This is a genomic window from Halomonas sp. 3F2F, from assembly GCF_014897805.1.
In the GTDB taxonomy this organism is placed as follows: Bacteria; Pseudomonadota; Gammaproteobacteria; order Pseudomonadales; family Halomonadaceae; genus Vreelandella.
In genome coordinates this window covers 1-24,133 of record NZ_JABUZE010000024.1, presented here as the reverse complement: position 1 = coordinate 24,133, position 24,133 = coordinate 1, and the positions used below count along the sequence as shown (strand labels likewise).

The 24,133-nt window shown below is 56.1% G+C and carries 20 protein-coding genes; 14 read left to right on the top strand and 6 right to left on the bottom strand.

What is annotated here, in order from left to right:
- The first annotated feature begins 34 nt into the window (after positions 1-34).
- Genes INT21_RS02285 through INT21_RS02265 form a run of 5 tightly spaced genes read left to right on the top strand, consistent with a single transcriptional unit; the run spans position 35 to position 5,748 of the window.
- Complete coding sequence (locus INT21_RS02285) at positions 35-1,159, top strand: putative 2-aminoethylphosphonate ABC transporter ATP-binding protein (RefSeq protein WP_193059532.1); 1,125 nt, start codon at positions 35-37, stop codon at positions 1,157-1,159.
- Positions 1,156-2,850, top strand: a complete 1,695-nt coding sequence (locus tag INT21_RS02280) for a putative 2-aminoethylphosphonate ABC transporter permease subunit (RefSeq protein ID WP_193067916.1) — start codon at positions 1,156-1,158, stop codon at positions 2,848-2,850. Before INT21_RS02285 ends, INT21_RS02280 begins: the two co-directional genes overlap by 4 nt.
- Before the next feature lie 53 nt (positions 2,851-2,903).
- Complete coding sequence (locus INT21_RS02275; RefSeq protein WP_120386235.1) at positions 2,904-4,040, top strand: 2-aminoethylphosphonate--pyruvate transaminase; 1,137 nt, start codon at positions 2,904-2,906, stop codon at positions 4,038-4,040.
- Positions 4,040-4,858, top strand: a complete 819-nt coding sequence (gene phnX, locus INT21_RS02270; protein WP_193059534.1) for a phosphonoacetaldehyde hydrolase — start codon at positions 4,040-4,042, stop codon at positions 4,856-4,858. The genes INT21_RS02275 and phnX overlap by 1 nt, the downstream gene beginning before the upstream one ends.
- The gene (locus INT21_RS02265; protein WP_193059535.1) at positions 4,855-5,748 is read left to right on the top strand and encodes an EamA family transporter; all 894 of its coding nucleotides are present in this window, start codon (positions 4,855-4,857) and stop codon (positions 5,746-5,748) included. The genes phnX and INT21_RS02265 overlap by 4 nt, the downstream gene beginning before the upstream one ends.
- Positions 5,749-5,815: 67 nt before the next feature.
- On the opposite strand, the gene INT21_RS02260 is transcribed toward INT21_RS02265, so the two are convergent.
- The 5 genes from INT21_RS02260 to INT21_RS02240 form a co-directional block, all read right to left on the bottom strand.
- Positions 5,816-7,207: an alpha-amylase gene (locus INT21_RS02260; RefSeq protein ID WP_193059536.1), complete on the bottom strand. Its 1,392-nt coding sequence runs from the start codon at positions 7,205-7,207 to the stop codon at positions 5,816-5,818.
- Between the two features lie 146 nt (positions 7,208-7,353).
- Positions 7,354-8,097, bottom strand: a complete 744-nt coding sequence (locus tag INT21_RS02255) for a sulfite exporter TauE/SafE family protein (RefSeq protein ID WP_193059537.1) — start codon at positions 8,095-8,097, stop codon at positions 7,354-7,356.
- Positions 8,098-8,352: 255 nt separating this feature from the next.
- Positions 8,353-9,156 (bottom strand): 5-deoxy-glucuronate isomerase, encoded by an 804-nt coding sequence (gene iolB, locus INT21_RS02250; RefSeq protein ID WP_193059538.1) that lies wholly within the window; start codon positions 9,154-9,156, stop codon positions 8,353-8,355.
- A gap of 86 nt (positions 9,157-9,242) precedes the next feature.
- On the bottom strand, positions 9,243-10,238 hold the full coding sequence (iolG, locus tag INT21_RS02245) for an inositol 2-dehydrogenase (protein ID WP_193059539.1): 996 nt from the start codon (positions 10,236-10,238) through the stop codon (positions 9,243-9,245).
- A gap of 37 nt (positions 10,239-10,275) precedes the next feature.
- A complete protein-coding gene (locus INT21_RS02240; RefSeq protein ID WP_193067913.1) occupies positions 10,276-11,133 on the bottom strand; it encodes a MurR/RpiR family transcriptional regulator in 858 nt (285 codons plus the stop codon).
- A gap of 239 nt (positions 11,134-11,372) precedes the next feature.
- On the opposite strand from INT21_RS02240, the gene INT21_RS02235 reads away from it, so the two are divergent.
- The 9 genes from INT21_RS02235 to INT21_RS02195 all read left to right on the top strand — a co-directional run bounded on the left by INT21_RS02235 (position 11,373) and on the right by INT21_RS02195 (position 23,000).
- Positions 11,373-12,323 carry a sugar ABC transporter substrate-binding protein gene (locus tag INT21_RS02235; protein ID WP_089040562.1) on the top strand — a complete coding sequence of 317 codons (951 nt, stop codon included), beginning with the start codon at positions 11,373-11,375 and terminating at the stop codon, positions 12,321-12,323.
- A gap of 54 nt (positions 12,324-12,377) precedes the next feature.
- Positions 12,378-13,508 carry an ABC transporter permease gene (locus INT21_RS02230; RefSeq protein ID WP_193059541.1) on the top strand — a complete coding sequence of 377 codons (1,131 nt, stop codon included), beginning with the start codon at positions 12,378-12,380 and terminating at the stop codon, positions 13,506-13,508.
- Position 13,509: 1 nt separating this feature from the next.
- The gene (locus INT21_RS02225; protein ID WP_089040564.1) at positions 13,510-14,397 is read left to right on the top strand and encodes an ATP-binding cassette domain-containing protein; all 888 of its coding nucleotides are present in this window, start codon (positions 13,510-13,512) and stop codon (positions 14,395-14,397) included.
- 9 nt (positions 14,398-14,406) lie between these two features.
- Entirely contained in the window at positions 14,407-15,204 is a 798-nt protein-coding gene (locus INT21_RS02220; protein ID WP_193059542.1) for a TIM barrel protein, read from the top strand.
- 90 nt (positions 15,205-15,294) lie between these two features.
- Positions 15,295-17,253, top strand: coding sequence for a bifunctional 5-dehydro-2-deoxygluconokinase/5-dehydro-2-deoxyphosphogluconate aldolase (locus INT21_RS02215; protein WP_193059543.1), 1,959 nt, complete (start codon positions 15,295-15,297; stop codon positions 17,251-17,253).
- Between the two features lies 1 nt (position 17,254).
- Positions 17,255-19,102, top strand: coding sequence for a 3D-(3,5/4)-trihydroxycyclohexane-1,2-dione acylhydrolase (decyclizing) (gene iolD / locus INT21_RS02210; RefSeq protein ID WP_193084806.1), 1,848 nt, complete (start codon positions 17,255-17,257; stop codon positions 19,100-19,102).
- An 86-nt stretch (positions 19,103-19,188) separates the two neighbouring features.
- On the top strand, positions 19,189-20,091 hold the full coding sequence (gene iolE / locus INT21_RS02205; RefSeq protein ID WP_193067912.1) for a myo-inosose-2 dehydratase: 903 nt from the start codon (positions 19,189-19,191) through the stop codon (positions 20,089-20,091).
- 36 nt (positions 20,092-20,127) lie between these two features.
- Positions 20,128-21,630 carry a CoA-acylating methylmalonate-semialdehyde dehydrogenase gene (locus INT21_RS02200; protein WP_193059546.1) on the top strand — a complete coding sequence of 501 codons (1,503 nt, stop codon included), beginning with the start codon at positions 20,128-20,130 and terminating at the stop codon, positions 21,628-21,630.
- Positions 21,631-21,878: 248 nt separating this feature from the next.
- Complete coding sequence (locus INT21_RS02195) at positions 21,879-23,000, top strand: Gfo/Idh/MocA family protein (RefSeq protein ID WP_193059547.1); 1,122 nt, start codon at positions 21,879-21,881, stop codon at positions 22,998-23,000.
- A 139-nt stretch (positions 23,001-23,139) separates the two neighbouring features.
- Here INT21_RS02195 and INT21_RS02190 read toward each other — a convergent pair.
- Positions 23,140-24,133: aldehyde dehydrogenase family protein (locus INT21_RS02190; RefSeq protein ID WP_193084805.1), on the bottom strand; the 994-nt coding region annotated here is incomplete at its 5' end.

Here is a 24,133-nt window from a genome sequence, read left to right as displayed (position 1 = left end):
GCTGCCCCGGCCAAGGCCGGGGCTTGGAGATGTTATGCAGACCACACTGACATCGCCGCTGACGGCCCACTCGGCGGCGAAACCCCTCTCACCCTCTGCGCACCTAAGCATAGATGGTGTCACCAAGCGTTTCGGTAGCTTTACCGCGCTGGACAACATTGCGCTACAGATTCAGGAAGGCGAGTTTGTATGCTTTTTAGGGCCTTCTGGCTGTGGCAAAACAACCCTGTTGCGCACTATTGCAGGCCTAGCTCAACAAACAGCAGGTAGCTTAATTCAGCGCGGCAAGGATATTTCCACGCTGCCCCCGCAGGCGCGGGATTTTGGCATCGTGTTCCAATCTTATGCGCTGTTTCCCAATCTGACGGTGTTCGACAACGTTGCCTACGGGTTACGCAACCGTCGCAGTAATCGAGCGACGATTGATGCCCGCGTGGCGGAGTTACTTGCGCTGGTTGATCTTAGTGGCAGCGAACATAAATATCCTGCCGCGCTTTCTGGTGGGCAACAGCAGCGGGTTGCGTTGGCACGAGCGCTGGCTACTGAGCCCGGCCTGTTACTGCTTGATGAACCGCTCTCAGCGCTGGATGCGAGGGTGCGCGGCCATTTGCGACATCAGATCAAAGCGCTACAGGCGCGCCTTGGCGTGACCACCATTATGGTGACCCACGATCAAGAAGAAGCACTCACCATGGCTGATCGTATCGTAGTGATGAACCACGGGGTGATCGAACAAGTGGGTACGCCTGCCGAGATCTACCACCAGCCCGCTAGCGCTTTTGTGGCGTCATTTATCGGCACCATGAACTTTTTAGAGGTGACCGCACAGGCGAATAACCACGCGTTGCTAGGCACTATTTCCTGCCCTTGTTTGCCGCACGCCTACCCGCAAGGCCAAGCAGCTCAACTGGCCATTCGCCCCGAAGCAGTCGCGCTTAGTGCCAGCACCACTGGGCTGAGCGGTGATGTTATGGGCATTGAGTTTTTAGGTGCGTTTCAGCGGGTATCGCTGCGTCTTAACAATACCGAACAATGGTTGCTAGCTGATGTTCCCAGCCGTGATAGCGCCACACTAGGATTACGGCTAGGGCAAACCTTGGGTGTCCATTTGCCTGCCGATGCTGCCCGCTTATATCCGGCAGGGAGCAACCAGTCATGAGGGCGAGTATATTTTCAGCGCCTGCAGCAACGCCTTCGCTGGAAGCATTGATACGCCTGATCGTGCTGCTAGCGGCTGTGGCGCTGTTAGTGTTCGGCCTGCTGTTTCCGCTATTTGCAATGTTGGTGAAAAGCCTGCAAGACCGCAGCGGCGACTTTATTGGGCTAGCTAACTTTGTGCAGTATTTTCAAACGCCAGCACTGGTCAATTCGATCGCCAATTCATTGCGCGTTGCGTTCACTACGACGGTGGTTGTCGCAGGGCTCGCCTTTTTATGCGCCTACGGCATTACCCGTACCTGCATGCCGGGCAAACGGCTGTTTCGAATGTTGGCGATTTTGCCCATTTTGGCCCCTTCGTTGCTACCCGCAATTAGCTTGGTTTATCTGTTTGGTAACCAGGGGTTTTTGAGCGACGTGCTGGCAGGTCATTCGATTTATGGGCCGATTGGCATTGTGATGGGCATGAGTTTCTGGATTTTTCCCCATGCGCTAATGCTGCTAACCACTGCGCTGACCAATAGCGATGCACGCCTCTATGAAGCAGCAGAAGCATTGGGCACGCCAAAGTGGCGTACGTTTTTGACGATTACGCTGCCCGGGGTGCGTTACGGGCTGATTTCATGCCTGTTCGTTGTCTTTACGCTGGCCATTACCGACTTTGGTGTGCCGAAAATTATTGGCGGCCAATTCAGCGTGCTCGCCACCGATGTGTATCGCCAAGTGGTGGGGCAGCAGAACTTCCAAATGGGCGCGGTGGTTAGCGTTATTCTACTGATGCCAGCAGTGCTATCGTTCATCGTCGACCGCTGGATACAGAAACGCCAAGTGGCTCAGCTTTCGGCTCGGGCAGTACCGTGGCAGCCAACGCCTAGCCCGCTGCGAGACTGGACGTTTGCGCTGCTGTGTTATTCGGTCGCGGGCATTATTCTGCTGGTCATTGGTACCGCGGTGTATGCGTCGCTCATACAGTTTTGGCCCTATAACCTGTCGTTTACGCTGCAGCATTACACCTTTCAAGGCTTAGCCGGCGGTGGCTGGGGGGCGTGGTTTAACTCCCTCAAACTGGCCTTTAGCGTCGCGTTAGTGGGTACACTGGTGATTTTCTTTAATGCGTGGCTGATTGAAAAGAGCGAAGGCTATCGCCCGCTGCGCCAGGGCCTGCATTTTATGGCCATGCTACCCATGGCGGTGCCGGGTATGGTGCTGGGCCTGGCTTATATCTTCTTTTTCAACCAGGCAGGGAATCCCCTTAACTGGCTGTACAGCACCATGGCGATTCTGGTGCTCAACACGCTAGTGCACTTCTATACGGTGTGTCACCTCACCTCTGTCACCGCGCTGAAACAGCTCGATCCGGAGTTTGAAGCCGTGGGAGCCTCGTTAAAAGTACCGTTCTGGACCACGTTTAGCCGCGTGACATTGCCGGTATCGCTGCCTGCCGTGCTGGATATTTCTGTCTACCTGTTCGTCAATGCGATGACGACAGTGTCTGCGGTAGTGTTCCTCTATAACAGCGATACGCGGCTTGCTTCAGTGGCGGTACTGCATCTGGACGAAGCGGGCTATTTTGCTAGCGCCGCGGCCATGGCTGTGCTGATTTTCCTTACCTCGCTGGTGGTTAAACTGCTCCACACTGCGCTTACCCACGTTCTCTTAAACAACGCTCAGCGTTGGCGTCAGGCGGGCTAAACAGCCCACTACGACAGCGGCTAATATGTGCTTATAATCTGGTATAGACCAAAATGATGAGTCATTCACAAGCGCCTTACCTCTTAACCCCAGGGCCACTAACCACCTCCCAGGCGACCAAAGCAGCCATGTTGCGTGACTGGGGCTCCTGGGATGATGACTTTAACCGTGTGACTGCCGATGTGCGTGCGCAACTGCTTGCCATGGCCGAGGCGACAAGCGACGTCTATGCCTGCGTGCCGATGCAAGGCAGCGGCACGTTCGCCGTTGAAAGTGCGCTGGCCTGCGCAATCAACCCCAACGGCAAGGTGTTGGTATTAATGAACGGCGCTTACGGCAAGCGGGCTGCTCAACTGCTCGATATGATGGGCCGCCGTTATGTGACGCTGGACAAAGGTGACTACCTACCACCGCAACCCGACGAAGTGGCGGCACTGCTACAGCAAGATGCTGACATTACAGCAGTGTTTCTAGTTCACTGCGAAACCAGCTCCGGCATTTTGAACCCGCTGGAAGCCATCGCTGAGGTGGTACGCGCCCACGGAAAAACGCTGATCGTTGACGCCATGAGCTCGTTTGGAGGCGTACCGATCAGTCTGACAACAACCCCTATTGATGTGCTGATTTCCTCAGCCAATAAGTGCATCGAAGGCGTACCGGGCTTTGGTTTTGTGATCATTCGCCAGACGCTACTTGCTGCTGGTCAGGGGCAAGCCCACTCGCTGAGTCTGGATTTACACGCCCAGTGGGATTACATGGAACGCACTGGCCAGTGGCGCTTTACTCCGCCCACGCATACGGTGGTGGCCTTTCAAGCGGCGCTTGCCCAGCACCGGGAAGAGGGCGGCGTGATGGGGCGCTGCACACGTTATACCCATAACCGTAATGTGCTGGTAAAAGGCATGCGAGCGTTAGGCTTCAGCACGCTTTTAGAAGATGAGTGGCTATCGCCGATTATCACCACTTTTTTGAGCCCTACCGACCCTGCGTTTGAATTTAAGACGTTCTATGCAGCGTTGAAGGCGCGTGGCTTTTTGATCTACCCGGGCAAGTTAACTGACGTCGAAAGTTTTCGCATCGGCTGCATTGGCCAATTGGATGCGGCGGTGATTGAACAGTTACTCAGCGTTATTCAAGACGCCCTAACGAATATGGGTGTTTCTCTCTTCACTGAATCAAGGAGTGCCTGATGCACTATCAATCTCCTCAATGTCTGCAGGCGGTGATTTGTGACTGGGCGGGTACGCTGGTCGATTTTGGCTCCTTCGCCCCGACCCAGATATTTGTCGAAGCCTTTGCCGAACTGGGTGTGGCGATCAGCCTAGAAGAAGCACGCGGCCCGATGGGCATGGGCAAATGGGATCATATCCACACGCTGTGCAATCAGCCTGAGATAGCCGAGCGCTTTCTCCAGGCAGTCGGCCACCTGCCGACTGATACCGATGTGACGGCGCTTTATGAACGCTTTATGCCGCTGCAGATCGCCAAAATTGCCGATCACTCGGCGGTGATTCCTGGGGCGCTTGATACGCTAACTTGGTTGCGAGGGCAGGGGCTGAAAATAGGTTCGTGCTCTGGCTATCCGGCCGTGGTGATGGAAAAGGTGGTGGCGCTAGCCGCCGGTAATGGCCTGAAGGTGGATCATGTGGTGGCCACCGATGAGGTGCCCAACGGTCGCCCACACCCCGCCCAGGCGCTGGCCAATGTCATTGCGTTAGGCATCAGTGATGTTGCTGCCTGTATCAAGGTGGACGATACCGCCCCCGGCATCCTTGAAGGGCGCCATGCAGGAATGTGGGCGGTCGCACTCACTTGTTCAGGCAACGCCTTGGGGCTGAGTTATGGCCAGTATCAAGCGCTAAGCGATAGCGAACGCCGTGCAGCCCATGAGCGCGTGGCCGCTCAATTTGCTCCATCAAAACCGCACTACAGCATTGCCACTATCGCCGAGCTGCCAAGCGTTGTAGATGCCATTAATGCCCGTTTACAGCGAGGAGAGCGGCCTTGAGTCCAGCCGCACTGGCGTTAGTGCTGTTTTCGGTGTGTATGCATGCTGGGTGGAACGTGTTGGGTAAGCGCAATGCACCATCGCTGGCTTTTTTTGCCTTGGCTTACGGGGCAGGCGGTGCATTGTTGCTGCCGCTAGTGTGGCTTGGGCCATCGTTGGCGGCGCTACCCAACGCATTTTGGGGATGGCTGGCGCTTTCAGGGCTATGCCAAATGCTCTATATGGCTGGCTTAGCCTGGGCCTATGCACGTGGGGAAGTCAGTGTGCTTTATCCCATCGCTCGGGCGCTGCCAGTGGTGCTTGTGCCGCTCGTATCCATTGCGCTGCTCGGCAACCGCACGCTGGATGTGGCGGATGGCATTGGCATGGCATTGGTGGTGGCGGGGGCGCTGTGCCTGCCACTAAGCCACCCAGAGGCGCGCAGGCTATCGACCTATTTAACACCAGCCATGGGGTTTGCACTGTTGGCAGCCGCCGGCACGGTGGGCTATTCGCTGATAGATAAACAGGCACTGGCGTTGATGCAGCTAGCAGGCCATAGCAGTTTAACCGCCGGCGCGGTGTTTATGGTGTTACAAGCAGTGATGACCTTAACCTGGGCGATTCCGCTGCTGATGCTGCTACCCACGGAGCGTCGCCGGTTGCCCGCCATCCGCCAGCAAGGGCTAGTGATGCTGGTCGTCACAGGGCTGATGATGACCTGCACTTATGGCCTGGTACTCATGGCCCTGGCACTAACCGACGAAGTGAGTTACGTCGTGGCGCTGCGCCAGCTCTCCATTCCGGTGGGGGTATTAATGGGCGTGCTGTGGCTAAAAGAGCCTGCATCGATGGCAAAAGCCGCTGGTACATTGGTAATGCTTTTGGGGCTGGTGCTTGTAGCGCTGTAAAGCCATGTCTTGAAACGCTGCGAAATGCTAGTGGAGCGGCAGGGGGGCGAAGGTCCGCCCCCAAGAATTATGGCGCGGGGCAGGGAGCGCCGACATGAAACGCGGCGGCAGACATGTTTGGGATGTTTAGCGTGAGCTGTCCGTCTTCAACGGCAACACATTGATCATCACCCACGATATTTTGGTAGTGGCCATCGGCCATGTCGGTGTCGAACGTGCGTGTTAAATCGTTGTGTTCACGGTTAATGGCAAGAAAGCCTTGAGTGTCTCGGCTAAACGCTATTTGGTTATTACCGTTATCCCACCAGTGGGTAACGCCTGCGCCTTCAGTGTGTTGGCGGAACGTGACCATGTTGGCAATTTCGGGCCAGCGGTGCTCGCATACCCAGGCTTCTCCACACTGAACCTCTCCTTGCTGGTATACCGCCGTTTGCGGTGGGCCTTGGTCGCTGTCAGTAAATGTGTAGCTCGACATGATTTTGGGATAGCCATAAGGCCAAGCAAGCATAAACATATTGGCTAGGCGGTAAAGGCTACCGTCTTGGTGTGTCAAAATATTATCGCCGCCGGCACCATGACCACGTTGATTGTCGTGATTATCGGTAAACACAACGGCCATTTCACTGGGTAAAAAGTCACTCTCTTCGCCTAACCGATGAAGGTTGGCCAGTGGCTGATGATTAAAAATATCGCCTAGGTGCGTGCTATAGCGAAACTCGGTAATGTCGGCAATGCCCTGGTACTCGGCGGCGCTGATTGCTTCGCCTCCTAGGTCAATAACTTCCTGAAAGGCATAAAGCGAGGATTCTAGCCGTTCTAGAATGTGCGCAATGTCATTAGGTTCCATGTGCTTAGCGGCATCAATTCGAATGCCCTTAACGCCTAGTTCGGCTAGCCTATCCAGGTATTCGGCAATGCTGTTTTGCACGGCAGGGTTGCCGGTTTTGAGGTCGGGAAGGCCAACCAACTGGCAACGGCGAACACGCTCTGCGTTATGGGCATAGTCGTCTTGTTCGATCCCGCAAGGTTCGTGAAAATCTTGAGGCTGATAATGAGGGTAACTCAGGGTCTCGTGGTCATAGTGGGACCCTGCGGTGCCTTGGCCCTTGCCATGGGCTAGGTGATTAATCACGGCGTCGACGTACACATCGACTCCCGCCGCTTCACAGCGTTGGACCATGTGGGTAAACGCTGTACTGGAGCCGCTTCGACTTTCCAATTGGTAGCTAACAGGCTGATAGCGCGTCCACCAAGCATCGCCCTGGATATGCTCTTGCGGTGGTGATACTTGCACAGCCTTATAACCTTTGGGGCCTAACCAGTTCTCGCACTCTTGCGCGATATCGTCCCATTGCCACTCAAATAAATGCACAAACGTGTTGGCGTTAGCCGATTGGGCGGTTAGCCCTATTCCCAATGATGCGCTTGCGGCAAGAATGAAAGCATATTTGGAAAACATAAGTACCACCTGTGTTGTCATTGTTAATAACAACATGACGATATCGAGGGTGATCCAAACCCTCCTTATGAAGGAGTAAAGGGGCGTAGATGAGGGGAGGAGAGCTAAGTTTTGTGCCCCGATAATTGAGGTACTGTAAATTTACGCTAGCCTACCGCTTGCCAGACTAGGTTGATTCCCACCAGGAACATGGCCAGGATCACGAGGCGGTAAAATAGTGCTTCGTTGACGCGGCTTTGTAGCCACAGCCCGTTGCGCACGCCGATCCAAGCGACGGGTACCAACAGCAACGATGCCCAGGCGCTGGTGACATTGATTTCACCCAGCCACATATACGGCGCTAGCTTGATCGCGTTGACTACGGCAAAGGTCACCGCACAAGTGGCAATAAAGCTCTCTTTCGATAGTTTGCGCGGCAGGAGATAAACGTTTAACGGCGGCGCGCCCGCATGGGCCATAAAGCTAGTAAAGCCGCAGACGCTTGCCGCTGGCAATGCCCAACGAGTGGAGATTGGTTTTTTAGAAACGGGCTTGAGCAGCATATAGGCGGCGAACAGCAAGGTGATAACGCCGAGGGTCAGGCGTAAGCCCTGTTCGCTTAAGCTGCCAAACAGCAGCGTCCCCACCGTCACGCCGATAAACAGCCCCGGCACAAAGCGCCAGACCTCAGTAGCATCCTGCTTGCCCCACCATGCCTTCACCGCAAATACATCCATCACCAGCAGTAGCGGTAGCAGCAGGCCTGCCGCTTGGGTGGGGCTGATCGCCAGTGCCATTAGCGGCACCGAGAGCGTGCCGAAACCGCCCGCGAAACCACCTTTTGAAACGCCAGTCAGGTAAACAGAAAATACAATCAACACCCAAGCGATGGTGGAGTAATCGGGAAGCATGGCAAGTCCTTGGGAACCAGTCGTTGAAAAGCCTAAGAAACCTCTGATTAACTATTACGCTTGGCCATACTGCGTTAAAAATCGCCTCAAAATGCTCATTTACAACCCGTAAACTCCGCTTTTTCGTTAATTTTTGCCTTGTCTGGCCTGCGCTCATTACATTAATCAGAGGCTCCCTAGCGCGAAAAACCCCGCATTAGCGGGGCTATACAGCATAGCATTGGATAAATGTTAGCAGGCAAATTGTGCCGCCCGTTAGGCTTTCATTAACCACTCATGGTCGGGGTCGTTGTGAAATTTCCACGCCCGCTTGGGCCCCGCCATGACATTTAAGTAGTAGAGCGAGTAGCCATGGGAAGCGCCTACAGGGTGGTAGCCCTTGGGTACAAGCACGCAGCAACCGTTCTCTACCGCCATGGTTTCATCAAGGCTGCGGTCATCGGTGTAAACGCGCTGAAAGGCGAACCCTTGTTCAGGGTTAATACGGTGGTAGTAGGTCTCTTCCAGGTATGATTCGTGGGGTAAGTTATCCACATCGTGTTTATGTGGCGGGTAGCTAGACCAGTTGCCCGCAGGTGTGAATACTTCAACCACCAGTAGGCTATCGGCGGGCTCGGTTTCCGGCAGAATATCGTGTACGTGGCGGGTATTAGTGCCCTGGCCACGGGTGCTCTGCTTGATGTTGTCGGGGGAAATCAGCCTTGGGGCGTGATTGCCATCCCCAGGGGCAGCGCACACCGCAAGCTCTAAGTCCGTGGTCGCTTCCACCGCGTAGCTAACATGGTCAGGCAGATAAACCGCGTAGGGAGGGATCTGCTCAAAGATATCCATGCGCTTGCCGATGTCTTCAAAGCGGTGCTCGCCGCAGGTCACTGTGGCCCGCCCGGTGAGCAGCACCAGACAGACTTCCTGGTCATCGCTGCTGGCCTCCAGGCGCTGGCCCTTGGCGAGTTTATGCACCCGAAAGCCAACGTGCGTCCAGCCAGCCGATTCAGGGGTAACGTCAATCACGGTGCCTTGGGCATCTGGGGCGGTGGGGCGTACCAGTAGTGAAGCCATATATCGCTCCTTCTGATGGCTAGCTGCTCGGTTGGCAGCTAGTCGTTGTCGATATGAAGGGTCTCCACAGACCCGTCTGCGTCGGTTTAAACCGGGGCGTCGAGCAGTATTTTGCGACCTTCACGCAATGAAAGCTCCGCTGCATCGGCTAAGCGCAACGCCTCTAGGCCATCTTGGGCACCGGCGAGTGGCGCACGCTTCTCTTGCCAGGCGGCGACAAAGTCGCCAATTTCAAGTTGGTAGGCTTGGGCGTAGCGCTCCAGGAAGAACCACTTGGGTTTGTCTTCCACTTGGCCTGCTTCCCCCGTAAAACGTAGCCGAGTGTCGCTCTCGTTCTGGGCTTGCAGCATGCCTTGGCTGCCAAAGGCTTCGATACGCTGATCGTAGCCGTAGCTAGCGCGCCGCGAGTTGCTGATTTGGCACAGCTTGCCACTGGCGGTGGTAAGGGTGACCATGGCGGTATCTACATCACCTGCTTCACCAATCGCTGGGTCAATGATGCTACTACCGACGGCAAAGACACTTTCAATCGGCTCATCCAGCAACCAGCGAGCCATATCAAGATCATGAATCATCATGTCGCGGAACAGACCGCCGGACTCAGCCACATACTCGGCAGGCGGGGGAGAGGGGTCGCGGCTAATAATCGTCAGCGTTTCAAGTGCGCCAATACGCCCTTCGGTAATCGCTTTTTTTAATGCTGCAAACTGAGGATCGTGGCGGCGGTTAAAGCCTAACGCGCAGGTCACCGGGTGTTCGCTAAGTACCTGTAGGGCATCGCGCGTGCGCGCTAAATCCAGGGCGATAGGTTTTTCGCACAGAACCGCCTTGCCTGCGCGGGCGGCACGCTCGAGATACTCCGCATGCGTAGGTGTGCTTGAAGCAATCAGTACGGCATCAATTTCATCATCTGCGAAGATTTCATCCACAGAGGCCGCTCGGCTAGCGTACTGCTCGGCTAGGGCTTCTGCGGCAGGCTGATGAAAATCAGCCACGGCAACCAGCGTCACGTTGGGGTGTGAATAAATGGCCTGGGCATGCACCTTGCCGATGCGCCCAGCGCCGATAAGCGCGAGTTTCATAAGCACTCCTGTTTTGTTGTTGCTGTTGGCTTGGTGTTTATGTCTTACGTTTTTTAGTTGAGGCTTTTTCCAGGGCTTTGTCTTGCCGTACGCCCAGGGCAATTGCCAAGGCTTGGGTTAAGCAGAGCGATGCGGTCAAGCCGCGAAAACTTTTCACTTCAGCTTCGTTAACCACGAAAGCAACATCCGCGAAACGCGCCAGTGGGCTAAGGCTCGAATCGGTAATCACCACAATGGGTAGGCCGCGCTGATGGGCGTCTTCGCAGGCTTTTTGGCTCTCTTTGGCATAGGGAGAGAAGCTAATGGTCAGTAGCGCGTCATGTTGGCTCATCGCGCGCAGTTGCTCGCCGTACATTCCCCCCAAACCGCTGACCAGCAGCGCAGGTTTATCCACATGCGCCAGGGCATAGGTCATGTAGCTGGCGACCATGAAGCTGCGTCGTGCGCCCATCACATGAATCGCATGGGCCTTTTCAAAAATATCCAGCGCCTTCTCTAGGCTCTCTGGATCAATACGGCTGGGTAGTTGCTCAAGCACGGCGCGGTTGGCGTCAGCGAACTCCCATAATAGTTGGGTGCTATCGGGTGTTTCTCCGGTGGCGCTGCGTACCGCGCGAATGCGTTCGGTGTAGTTAGGCAACTCATCGACCAGACGGCTGCGAAACAGCTGCTGCATTTCGGAAAAGCCCTTAAAGCCCAAGCTATTGGCTAAGCGAATTAAGGTGGATGGCGTGACATCCGCTTGTTCGGCAATTTTGGCCACGGTCGCTAAAGCAACTTCCTGAGGGTGATCAAGCATAAAGCGCGCGGTTTGCTGTAAGCGTTTGCTCAGTGTGGCGTACTCGGCGGTGATCAGCGTTTCCAACTCACGGTAGCTCTGTGGTGGTTGTGGCATACAAATTCCTTCGCGTTGGCCCATCTAGCAGCCTTCTGCTTATGTGCTAGTGGATATGCAGTACTGAGCAAAGTGACTCGTTGCTGTGCAGTCTAGTTGATTGGAATAAATATTCCATTTATACCAAAGTATAGAATAAATAATTTGCTATAACTGATGTTTGGAATCTATATTTCATAACGCCAAGGCATTTAATGCCACTTCCCTACCAACAACGATAACGTTATGAGGAATTATTTATGGCACGTCTATCTCAATGGCTTCTAGCCTCTGCCGCTACCACGGCATTAATGGCAGGTGTCGTTCAAGCACAGGAACCAGAGCAAGAAGAGAGCCGTTTCGTCATGGTGACCCATGGCGTTCCCTCTGATCCTTTCTGGTCGGTGGTTAAAAACGGTGCAGAAGCCGCCGCTGAAACCGTTGGGGCTAGCTTGGAGTATCGCGCGCCCTCCACCTTTGATATGGCCAAGATGCAGCAACTTGTAGAAGCAGCAGTGGCATCTGGTCCTGATGGTTTGATTCTCTCTTTTACCGACGAAAATGCCCTGGGTGGCGCTGTGCAAAATGCTGTCGATAACGGCATACCCGTCATCACTATTAACTCCGGTGGCGACGTGGCAAGGGATTATGGTGCCCGGTTACACGTTGGGCAGAGTGAATATGAGGCAGGTAAACAAGCTGCTGAACGCATGCAGGAGATGGGCGTCGAGAAAGGCGTCTGCGTTAACCATGAACAAGGCAACCAAGGACTTGACCAGCGCTGTGATGGTTTTGTCGACGGCTTCGATGGCAATGCTGAGCAGCTAGCGACCACTTACGACCCCACCAATATTCGCAATGCTATTGTCGCTTACCTCAACGAAAACAGTGATGTGCGTGGTGTGCTGACCTTGGGAGCATTGGCCGCTGATCCGATGATCCGGGCCATGCGTGAACAGGGAGCAACCGATATGTTCACTCTCGGCACCTTTGACCTTTCACCCGGTATTTTGGAAGCCTTGGATGCGGGTGAGCTGGACTTTGCGATCGACCAACAGCAGTACATGCAGGGCTATTTACCTGTCATGTTCCTAGATCAGTTCGTCAAGAACGGTCTGCTGCCCGCAGGGGATGTTGCCACCGGCCCTGGATTTGTTACTCAAGAAAACGCTGCTCAGGTCATTGAGCTGAGTAGTCAGGGCATCCGCTGATAACTACCTAATCGGAAAAGGCTCGGCGGTGTCGAGCCTTGGGAGTCGATCGCTATGAATTCCACTGAAACGAAATCATCGGTTGCGCCAGCAGCGGCTGATCAAGATGAGCGTATCCAGAGAGTCTCTTTCTGGAAGAAAGCGCTTAATCGCCCGGAGTTGGGGGCGCTGGCCGGTGCCGTGTTGGTGCTTGCCTTCTTTATCGCTGCTTCCAGCGGCACCGGGATGTTTACCCCCGCGGGTATTATTAATTTTCTTGAAGTCGCCGCTCAGCTCGGCATTATCGCCACGGCGGCTGCGTTATTGATGATTGGCGGAGAGTTTGATCTGTCGATTGGCTCGATGATTGGCTTGGCAGGCATCCTGATTGCCATCCCCGCGGTGGAGTATGGCTGGCCGCTATGGGCCGCAATTTTATTGGCGTTCGCCTGTGCGGGCTTGGTGGGCTGGATTAACGGTAATCTGGTCAATAAAACAGGCTTGCCGTCATTTATCGTTACCCTGGGCTTCCTGTTCATTCTGCGTGGCCTGGCTATCGGAACCAGTCGGTTGTTGACGGGACGTACTCAGGTAGGAGGAGTGCAGGATCATATCCCCGGAGATTGGTTTTCGGCGCTTTTCTCTGGAGAAGTCGCTACGGGCCTATTTAGCTGGATGGCAGCCAATGGCTGGATGGCGACCAACTTTGCGGGCAACCCCACGGTTACCGGTATTCCTGTCTCGATTGTCTGGTGGCTGGGCTTAACCGCTGTAGCGACTTGGGTGCTGCTGTGCACGCCTTACGGCAACTGGATATTCGCTAGCGGTGGCGATGCCAATGCGGCGCGCAACTCAGGCGTTCCCGTCCAGCGCGTCAAGATTTCACTGTTCATGTTCACCGCTTTCTCCGCCACCATCTTTGCCTGCATCCAGGTGATGGATACCGGCTCGGCGGACACCATTCGCGGCCTATTAAAAGAACTGGAAGCCATCATTGCCGTTGTCATTGGCGGTGCTTTGCTGACCGGTGGCTATGGGTCTGCCATTGGTGCGGCGCTGGGGGCACTGATCTTTGGCATGGTGCAAATGGGCATCTTTTACACCGGCGTTAATACCGACTGGTTCCAGGTTTTCCTGGGCGTGATGTTGCTGGTGGCGGTGCTATTCAACAATTACATGCGCAAAAAGGCGATGGAGGCCAAATAACATGACCACACGTACGCCAATGATTGAAATGCGCAGTGTCAGCAAACACTTCGGCAGTGTTATCGCCTTAAGTGATATCTCGATGCAGGTCTACTCCGGTGAGGTTATGTGCCTGCTAGGGGATAACGGTGCTGGCAAGTCAACGTTGATTAAAACCCTTTCCGGTGTTCACCAGCCCACCCACGGCGAAATGCTACTGGATGGCAAACCCGCTCGTTTCAAGTCCCCAGCTTATGCATTAGACGCTGGTATCGCGACCGTTTTCCAGGATCTGGCGATGGTGCCGTTGATGTCGATTACCCGTAACTTTTTTATGGGGCGCGAACCGACGGTGGGCTGGGGGCCTTTAAAGCGCATTGATTGGAAATATGCCGACCGGGTTGCCAAAGAGGAAATGTCCAAAATCGGTATTGATGTACGCGACCCAAGCCAGCCGGTAGGCACGCTTTCTGGCGGGGAGCGCCAGTGTGTGGCGATTGCTCGTGCCGTCTACTTTGGTGCCAAAGTGCTGATTCTGGATGAGCCCACGTCCGCGCTTGGGGTCAAGCAGGCGTCTGTTGTACTGCGCTACATTGCCAAAGCCCGCGCAGATGGCCTTGCAGTCATCTTTATTACCCACAATGTCCACCATGCTTACCCAGTGGCCGATGCGTTCACCCTATTGTCACGCGGCGGTAGTTTGGGCTCCTTCCGCAAAGAGGAAGTCAGCCGCGAAGAAGTGCTCAACATGATGGCGGGTGGCGCTGAGCTTGAAAGCCTGGATGCAGAGCTTGCGGAATTCCAGCGGGAGGATAAAGCCAAGAAGGCCAGCTTAGCCGATCAAGACACTCAGCCTGCCGATGCAAGCAGCGCCGAGCAAACTTCACCGCGAGCGGCAAGCGGCTATTAAGGAAGCATGATGAATAAGTTGACCCCATCATCGCCGTTCACGCTGGCTGTCTGTGCTGAAATGATCTTCTGCGATTTGCCGATATTGGAACGCGTTAAGCGTATTTCTGAACTGGGCTTTCAAGTCGAAATCTGGGACTGGACGAAGCACGACATTGACGCACTGGCCAATAGCGGGGCGACGTTTTCATCCATGACCGGCTATGTCACCGGCACCCTGGCAGATGCCGCCGGGGCAGATGAACTGCTACGCACCGCCGCTGAGTCGGTTGAGGTAGCAAAGCGTCTTGGCATTCCGCGCCTTAACCTGCATGGCACCGGGCTAGATGGTAATGGGTTGCCCGTTCAACCTTGCCAGCAGATGACGGGCGCTATGTGGCTCAAAGCCCGCGACACGCTCAATCGGCTGGCAGATCTTGGCGAGAAGAATGACGTCATCTTCGTGCTTGAAAACCTCAATACCGAGGTTGATCACCCCGGCGTGCCGTTTGCTCGCTTGGAAGATGTTCTAGCACTGGTGGAGAGTGTTGATCGGCCTAGCTTGCGCATCATGCTAGATGTTTATCACGCCCAAATTGGCGAAGGTAATCTGATTGAATTGATTCGCCGCTGCGGGCCGTACATTGGTGAAGTGCAGGTAGCCGATGTGCCTGGGCGCTGCGAACCGGGGACTGGCGAGATTAACTACCCGGCCATTGCTCAAGCGCTGAACGACATAGGTTATCGCGGCACGGTGGGGTTAGAAGGTTGGGCCTCTGGCGATGACGGCCTCGCCCTTGATCGATTCCGTGCTGCCTTCTCATTTTAGGTAAGCCTCATCGATAGCCACCCAAGACGCTTTTATGCCCAGTGCCCTCTTTTGCCCGATACCACGAATTTGTGACGTGGGGAGACATTTATGCTGAATAACAATAGTCAACACCGGCCGCTTGACCTGATTTGCCTGGGACGTGTGGCGGTCGACCTGTACGCCGAACAGATTGGCAGCCGTTTAGAAGACGTGGCGAGCTTTGCCAAGTACCTAGGTGGCAGCTCGGGCAATATGGCTTACGGTACCGCTCGTTTGGGATTGAAGTCTGCCATGCTCTCGCGGGTCGGCGATGAACAAATGGGCAACTTTGTTCGCGAGGAATTAGCACGAGTGGGGGTGGATACCTCCGCGCTACAAACCGACCCCGAGCGCCACACCGGCTTGGTGCTGCTGGCGTTAAAAGATCGCGAAAGCTTCCCGCTGCTATTTTACCGCCGCGACTGTGCCGATATGGCCATCGACGCCGATGCCATCGACCCTGAATTTATCGCTCGGGCCAAGGCGCTGGCGATTACCGGCACCCATCTTTCTACCGATACCACTCGCCGGGCGTGCCGCAAAGCACTGGACGCCGCCGCCCATCATGGCGTGAAGCGAGTGCTGGACATCGACTATCGCCCCGTACTGTGGGGGCTGACCAACCCTGGTGATGGTGAAACCCGCTTTATCGCCGATGAAAAAGTCACTACAGATCTGCAACGCTGGTTGCCAGATTTTGACCTGATTGTAGGCACCGAAGAGGAGTTTCATATTGCCGGCGGCAGCACCGACACCTTAACGGCACTGCGCGCGGTACGTGAGGTTAGTGAAGCCACTCTGGTATGCAAGCTGGGCCCCATGGGCTGTGTCGTGTTTGAAGGCGCTATTCCTGACCGCATTGAAGACGGCATTCTAGTCAAGGGCGTTCAGGTCGAGGTGCTCAATGTGCTGGGCGCTGGCGATGCCTTTATGAGTGGCTTGCTACGCGGCTGGCTGCGCAATGAACCCTGGCAAACCAGTGCCAGCTATGCCAATGCCTGTGGCGCGCTGGTGGTCTCCCGCCACGGCTGTGCTCCCGCCATGCCCACTGAAGACGAGTTATTTGATTACTTGGCGCGCCGGGATGAGGTACCCCGTCCGGATATCGATCAACGCCTGAATCATCTGCACCGCGTCACTACCCGGGTGCCCGTTCAATGGCCCGAAGTGTTGGGGTTAGCATTTGACCACCGTCGCCAGCTTACCGATATGGCCCGCGAAGAGCATGCCGATAGTGCGCGCCTTCCTAAGCTTAAAAAACTCCTGGTCAGCGCCGCTGAAGAGGGCGCCAAGCTGGGTGGCATTTCCACTCCCGCAATCCTGGTTGATGACGTGCTGGGTCAAGACGCACTCAATCAAGCCAGTGGAAAAGGCTGGTGGATTGGTCGGCCGGTGGAGCTGCCAGGCTCACGCCCGCTGCGTTTCCAGCATGGCGATGACTTAGGTGCCTGCCTACGCAACTGGCCTAGAGAACAGATCATTAAATGCTTGGTGTTCTACCACCCTGACGATGAACTCTCATTGCGCCTAGAGCAGGAGGAGCGTCTGCGCCAGCTCTATCAGGCGGCCTGTGCTTATGGGCTGGAGTTGCTGATTGAGATAATCCCTCCCGCTGATATGCAAAGCGATAACACGACGCTACCGCGCAGCCTTCAGCGGCTCTACAACCTAGGCATTCGCCCAGACTGGTGGAAGCTACCCTCAATGACGGATGTTGCCTGGCAGGCGGTGGGCGAGACCATTGAGCGCGAGGATGCTTACTGCCGCGGGGTCGTACTGCTCGGGCTCGACGCCCCTATGGACGACATGAAACGCGGCTTTGAAGCAGCCGCCAATCATGCCTGCTGTAAGGGTTTCACCGTTGGTCGCACGCTATTTGCTAGTGCGAGTCGTGATTGGCTGGCTGGGCGTATCGATGACGCTAGCTTGGTAGCGCGAGTCGCCCAGAACTATGCCGAGCTGATAACGGCGTGGCGGCAATTAAGGCAGGCGCAGCCGCAAACGCTGGCCCACACCGAGGAGACGTAAGATGAGCACCATTCGACTCACCATGGCCCAGGCGCTGGTTAAGTATCTCGCCGCCCAGCGTATTGAGATCAATGGCCAAGAAGTGGCGCTGTTTGAAGGCGTGTTTGCGATTTTTGGTCATGGCAACGTGGCGGGGTTAGGCGAAGCGCTTTACCACGTGCAAGACGAATTGCCGACCTTTCGTGCCCATAACGAACAGTCCATGGCCCACGCGGCGATCGCCTTTGCCAAGGCCAATGGCCGCCAGCGCCTAATGGCGGCGACCAGCTCCATCGGCCCGGGGGCGACCAATATGGTCACCGCCGCGGCGCTTGCTCATGCCAACCGGTTGCCGATCCTGCTGCTGCCGGGGGACACCTTTGCCACCCGCGAACCCGATCCGGTGCTGCAACAAGTGGAACATTTCGGTGACCCGACGATTAGCGTCAATGACTGTTTTCGCCCGGTATCGCGCTACTTCGACCGCATTAACCGCCCCGAGCAGCTGCTGACCAGCCTGCCCCAGGCGATTGCCACCCTGCTTGACCCTGAACACTGCGGTCCCGCGACCCTGGCGCTGCCCCAAGATGTGCAAACCTTTGCCTACGATTATCCGGAGGCATTTTTTGCCCCCAAAGTGCATCGCATTCGCCGCTCGCCGCCGGATGCTTTCGAACTTCGCCAAGCCATCGCCGCACTGCAACAGGCCAAACGCCCGCTGATCATTGCTGGCGGCGGCGTACATTACGCGGTTGCCTGCGACGCCTTAGCCGAATTTGCCAAAAAGCGCGCTATTCCGGTGGCTGAAACTCAGGCGGGGAAGGGCGCGCTGGCCGATAGCCACGCTTGCGCTGTGGGTGCCATTGGGGTGACCGGTAGTGCAGCTGCCAACCAGTTAGCGGAACAGGCAGATGTAATTTTGGCGGTGGGCACACGGCTGCAGGACTTTACCACTGGCTCTCGGGCGCTGTTTGAAGACAACGATAAAACACTGATTGCCCTTAACGTTGGCCGTTTCGATAGCTTGAAGCATCAAGCGTTGCCGCTTAGCTGCGATGCTTTGATCGGGCTGGGGCAACTCGACGCAGCGCTGGGCGAGTGGCGCGGTAGCGATGAATGGCGCGAACAAACTGGCACGCTCAAACGCGAATGGGCCGACATAGTGCGCCGTGTAACCGCAGATCAAGGGCTGGCGCTGCCCACCGATGCCCAGGTGATCGGTGCGGTCAATCGTCAGGCAGGCAACGATACCACCGTGGTATGTGCTGCCGGTGGTTTGCCCGGCGAGTTGCACAAACTCTGGCAATGTTCGGGCCCTGGCAGCTACCACGTTGAGTACGGTTTCTCCTGCATGGGCTATGAAATTGCCGGCGGGCTGGGCGTCAAGATGGCCAAACCTGACAACGAGGTAGTGGTGATGGTCGGCGATGGCAGCTACCTGATGCACAACTCGGAGCTGGCGACGTCGGTGATGCTGGGCCACAAGCTGACGGTAGTGGTGTTGGATAACCGCGGTTATGGCTGTATCAACCGCTTGCAGCACGCCACCGGCGGCGCGGGGTTCAACAACCTGCTGCAAGATTGCCGCACCGTCGAGGCTGGTGCACCGAAAACCGATTTTGCCGCCCACGCTAAAGCGTTGGGCTGTGAGTCTGAATCAGTGAGCGGCATTGCGGAACTGGAGCAGGCGTTGGTGCGCGCTCGCAGCGCCTCCTCGACCTATGTGATTGCCCTGGATACTGACCCACTGCCCAGCACCCAAGAAGGCGGTGCCTGGTGGGAAGTGGCCGTGCCCGAGGTTTCCGAGCGCGAAGCCGTCAATAAAGCCTATCAAGGTTACCGCGAGGCTAAGCAGCGTCAGGCCCGCTAATCGAATACAAAACATCAGAGAGTCGGCGATAGGGTAAAGCGCCCTAACGCCAAAAATACTCAGACAAAAATGACAAGGAATACGCTATGCCGACGGTTACTTTAGGCATCAATCCGCTCACCTGGACCAACGATGACTTGCCCAGCCTGGGTGGCGCAACACCGCTGGAAACCTGTTTGAAAGAGGGGCGCGAGGCAGGCTTTAGTGGTTTTGAATTAGGTAACAAGTTTCCCCGCACGCCCGACGCCTTGAATCAGGTGCTAAGCGCCCACGACTTGGCGCTTGTGTCGGGCTGGTACTCTGCGCAGCTGTTGGAGCGCACGCCTGAAGAAGAGATTGAGGCTATTCAGGATCACATGAACCTGCTCAAGCTGTGCGGCGCTAAGGTAATGGTGCTATGTGAAGTTACCCACTGTGTACACGGCGATCAGGAGCGCCCGCTCTCCCAGCGTCCGCATCTTTCCGGGCAACAGTGGCAGCGCCTGCTGCATGGTCTTGAGGTGGTGGGTGATTACCTGAAATCCCAGGGCATTCAACTGGTATATCACCACCACCTGGGCACGGTGATCGAAAGCCAGGCCGACGTTGAACGCTTAATGGATTACACCGGCGAAGGCGTGGGGCTACTGCTTGATTTTGGTCATCTGCGCGGTGCAGGCGGCGACCCGCTCGCCATCGCCAAACGCTACAGCCAACGTATCCACCATGTGCACTGCAAAGACCTGCGCTTTCCGGTGCTGGACGCAGTGCGCAACCGCGACAAAAGCTTTTTAAACGGCGTGCTAGACGGCCTGTTTACGGTGCCGGGGGATGGCAATGTGGATTTTCTGCCCGCCTTAACCCACCTGTGCGAACAGGGCTACCAGGGTTGGTTAGTGGTTGAAGCCGAACAAGACCCCGAAGTCGCCCATCCGTTGACCTATGCTCGCCTGGGGTATCGCAACTTGCGCCAACTTGCCGAGCAGGCAGGTTTCGACATTGCCAGCTAAACGGTGCCAGTCGCCGCCTTTTAATCAGGAGCTTGTATGAAGACGTTATCCCATTATCTTAATGGTGAGTTCTCCACCGGTCAGAGCCAGCGCACTGCGCCGGTTTATAATCCGGCCACCGGCGAACAAAGCGCCCAGGTAGCGCTAGCCACCGCCGATGAAACTCGTGAAGCCGTGCGCATCGCCGACGAAGCCTTTGCCGGCTGGTCAAAAGTCTCGCCGCTAAAGCGCTCGCGCATCTTGTTTAAATTTAAAGCGCTGGTCGAGGAGCACACCGATGAGCTGGCGCGACTTATCTCCAGCGAACACGGCAAGGTGTTTTCAGACGCCAAAGGCGAAGTGACCCGCGGCCTGGAAGTGGTTGAGTTTGCCTGCGGCATTCCCCACCTGCAGAAGGGCGAGCACTCCATGAACGTCGGCACCGGCGTTGATAGTTACTCGATGATGCAGCCGCTGGGCGTGTGCGCCGGTATCTCGCCGTTCAACTTCCCCGCCATGGTGCCCATGTGGATGTTCCCCATCGCTTTGGCCTGCGGCAACACTTTCGTCATGAAGCCTTCGGAAAAAGATCCCTCCACGCCGCTGCGCTTAGCCGAGCTGCTTAAAGAGGCGGGCCTTCCGGGTGGTGTCTTTAACGTCGTCAATGGTGATAAAGAAGCCGTCGATGTGCTGCTCACCGATGAGCGTGTTCAGGCGGTAAGTTTTGTGGGTTCCACACCCATCGCCGAGTACATCTACGCTACGGCATCGGCACATGGCAAGCGCGTTCAGGCGCTGGGCGGGGCTAAAAACCATATGGTGATTATGCCTGATGCGGATCTCGATCAAGCCGTGGGTGCCCTGATGGGCGCGGCTTATGGCTCAGCAGGCGAGCGCTGCATGGCGATTTCCGTTGCTGTACCCGTGGGCGAAGATACCGCCAACCGCCTGCGTGAAAAGCTGGTAGCTGAACTGGATAAGCTGACGGTTGGGCCTGGCCTGGTTGATGGCCCTGATAACGATATGGGGCCGCTCATCACCCGCGAGCATCGCGACAAGGTGGCGGACTATATTCAGGTTGGTGTGGATGAAGGCGCAGAGCTTGTGGTCGACGGTCGCCAGACAACGGTTGATGGCGCAGGTGATGGCTACTTTATTGGCGGCACTCTGTTCGATCATGTGACGCCAAAAATGCGTATTCACTCCGAGGAGATCTTTGGCCCGGTGTTGGCGATTGCTCGCGTGGCCAGCTTCGACGAAGCGGTCAGCATGATCAACGCTCATGAATACGGCAACGGCACGGCAATCTTTACCCGCGATGGCGATGCGGCGCGTCAGTACTGCGAGCAGATCCAGGTCGGTATGGTCGGCGTTAACGTACCTATCCCGGTACCCATGGCATTCCATAGCTTTGGCGGTTGGAAGCGCTCGCTGTTTGGTCCGCTGCATATGCACGGCCCCGACGGTGTGCGTTTCTACACCCGTATGAAAACCATCACCCAACGCTGGCCCAGCGGCATTCGTGAAGAGACCAACCACTTCACCATGCCGACCATGTAAGCAGTCTATGGGGCACGACATCATTCAACGCCGGGCCCAGCCCGGCGTTATTGTTTTAAAACCGGCCAGTGTATCAGGTGATGAGGGCAGGTTTCCGCGAGGGCGCTGTGAACCCGTCCATGGGCGCTACTTTCGCCATCCATGGCGAAAGACCCTCGCTTCAACCTGCCCTCACACCCCTTCATCGAGTGTTTGTAAAAGCAATTATTTTTTTACCGGCAATTAACTTGTTAACAGGGATAACCACAATGAAAACCCTCAAGATTGGCCTGATCGGCACTGGTTTTATGGGTAAAGCCCACGCCATTGCCTTTAATGCAGCATCCAGTGTTTTTGAACTGCCTGCCAAGCCCGTTTGCGAACTGCTGGCGGATGTCGACCTTGCCACTGCGGAGAGCCGAGCACGCGCCTGGGGATTTGCTCGCGCCACCGATGACTGGCGCGCCCTGGTGGCCGACAGTGACGTGGACGTGGTGGATATCTGCGCGCCTAACTTTCTGCATAAAGAGATGGCGCTGGCCGCCATTGCCGCTGGTAAGCATGTTTACGCCGAAAAACCGCTGGCGTTGAGCACGGCAGACGCCGACGAGATGGTCGCCGCGGCTGAAAAAGCGGGCGTCAAAACTCTGGTGGGCTTTAACTATATTCGCAATTCCGCCACCCAGTTGGCTCGTCAGATTGTCGCCAGCGGTGAAATTGGTGAGCTGATTCACTTTCGTGGGCGGCACAACGAGGATTACCTGCTCGACCCGGAAAAGCCCCACGACTGGCATACCAAGCGGGCGACCGCAGGGGCCGGTGCGTTAGGTGATGTGGGCTCGCATATCCTCAATATGGCCGAATTTTTAACCGGGCAGCGGATTAGCGAGGTTTGCGGCCAGCTACAGACTGTCATCCCCTCTCGGCCCAATGCCGACGGCAGCGGTATGGCCGCGGTGGAAAACGACGATCAGGCCCAGGCCATGCTGCGGTTTGATAAAGGGTTAATCGGCAATATCGAAACGTCTCGGGTGGCGGCTGGTCGAAAAATGGGCTTGGCCTACACGCTAACGGGCACTAAAGGTGCCATTGTGTTTGATCAGGAGCGCATGAGCGAGCTGCAGCTGTATCGCCACGGCGATGCCCACGGCAGGCGTGGGTTCACTACGCTGTTAGCCGGCCCGGAACACCCCGACTATGCGGCCTTTAGCCCCGCACCGGGCCATGGTTTGGGCTATAACGACCAGAAAATTATCGAGGTGCGTGATCTGGTCGAAGGTATCATTAACGATCTTCCCCTCTATCCAGACTTCCGCGAAGCGGCGCGGGTGAATCGTTTGATAGATGCCATCGAAACGTCAGATCAGACGGGGCAGTGGGTGCAAGTCTAATATCAGCAGCCCCGTGCCTGATGATGCCGATGGATAAAGGCGTACTTCACTTCAGGTTTTTCGCACAGTACACCGCGGCGGCCCCTCCAGTTGCAACGCTACAAATAACAACTAACAGGACAAGGCCGCTAAGGATCTGTCAGGAAAACGGAGCCAGCATCGCGCCAATGTCTTTGTCCTCATAGGGCGGATAGACATCGACGGTCTTGTCGGCGGGCGAGATCAAAAGCGACTTAGTGTTGCTGAGTGCATCGAACCCCGTCTTGCCGTAATACTTCCCTATCCCTGAATTGCCGACCCCACCGAAGGGCAGCGAGCCGACCCAGCAATGCAGATTGGTCAGGTTTACGCAGCCGCCGCCGAAGGACACTGACTGAAGAAAGTGCTCGATCGTCGCTTCATCGCGGCTGAAGATATAGGCGGCCAGCGGTTTGTCTCTTGTCTTCAGCATTTCGATCAGCGTGGCCATGTCGCCGTAGCGCAGGATTGGCAGCACCGGACCAAACACCTCCTGCTGCATCGCTGGGTCCGACCAATCGGAAGGATAAAGCAGGGTGGGCTCGACGTAGCGGGCAGGCACATCGAAGCGCCCCCCGAGTACGGTTTTGTCCGGCAGGATATAGGGGGCAACGTGCTGCGCATCTTTCTCGCTGATCATGCGCGCGAAGTCAGGGCTTTGCGACGGATCGGCCCCGTACATGCGCGTGATCGCCGCTTTCAGTTTCTCGACAAAAATGTCTGCGACACTATCATGTACGCAGACGAAACCGGGTGCGATGCACCATTGACCCGAGATCGCGTTATGCCCCCAGGCGATGGCGCCAGCGGCGCGATCAAGGTCTGCGGTCTCGTCGACGATGGTCGGGTTCTGTCCTCCCAGTTCCAGAATCACAGGTGTTAGGTGCTCGGCAGCCGCCCGCATGACGACTTTGCCCACCGCCGAACTGCCGGTGAAGAAGATAAAGTCGAAGGGCAATTCCAGCAGCGCTGAGATCTCCTCGCGTCCACCAGTGACCACGGAAACGTCTTCGGGCTCGAAATACTGAGGCACCAGTTCCGCGAAGAGCGCAGCCGTTGCTGGCGTGGTATTGCAGGGCAAACGCATGAAAGATTTCATCCAGCCAATATCGTCG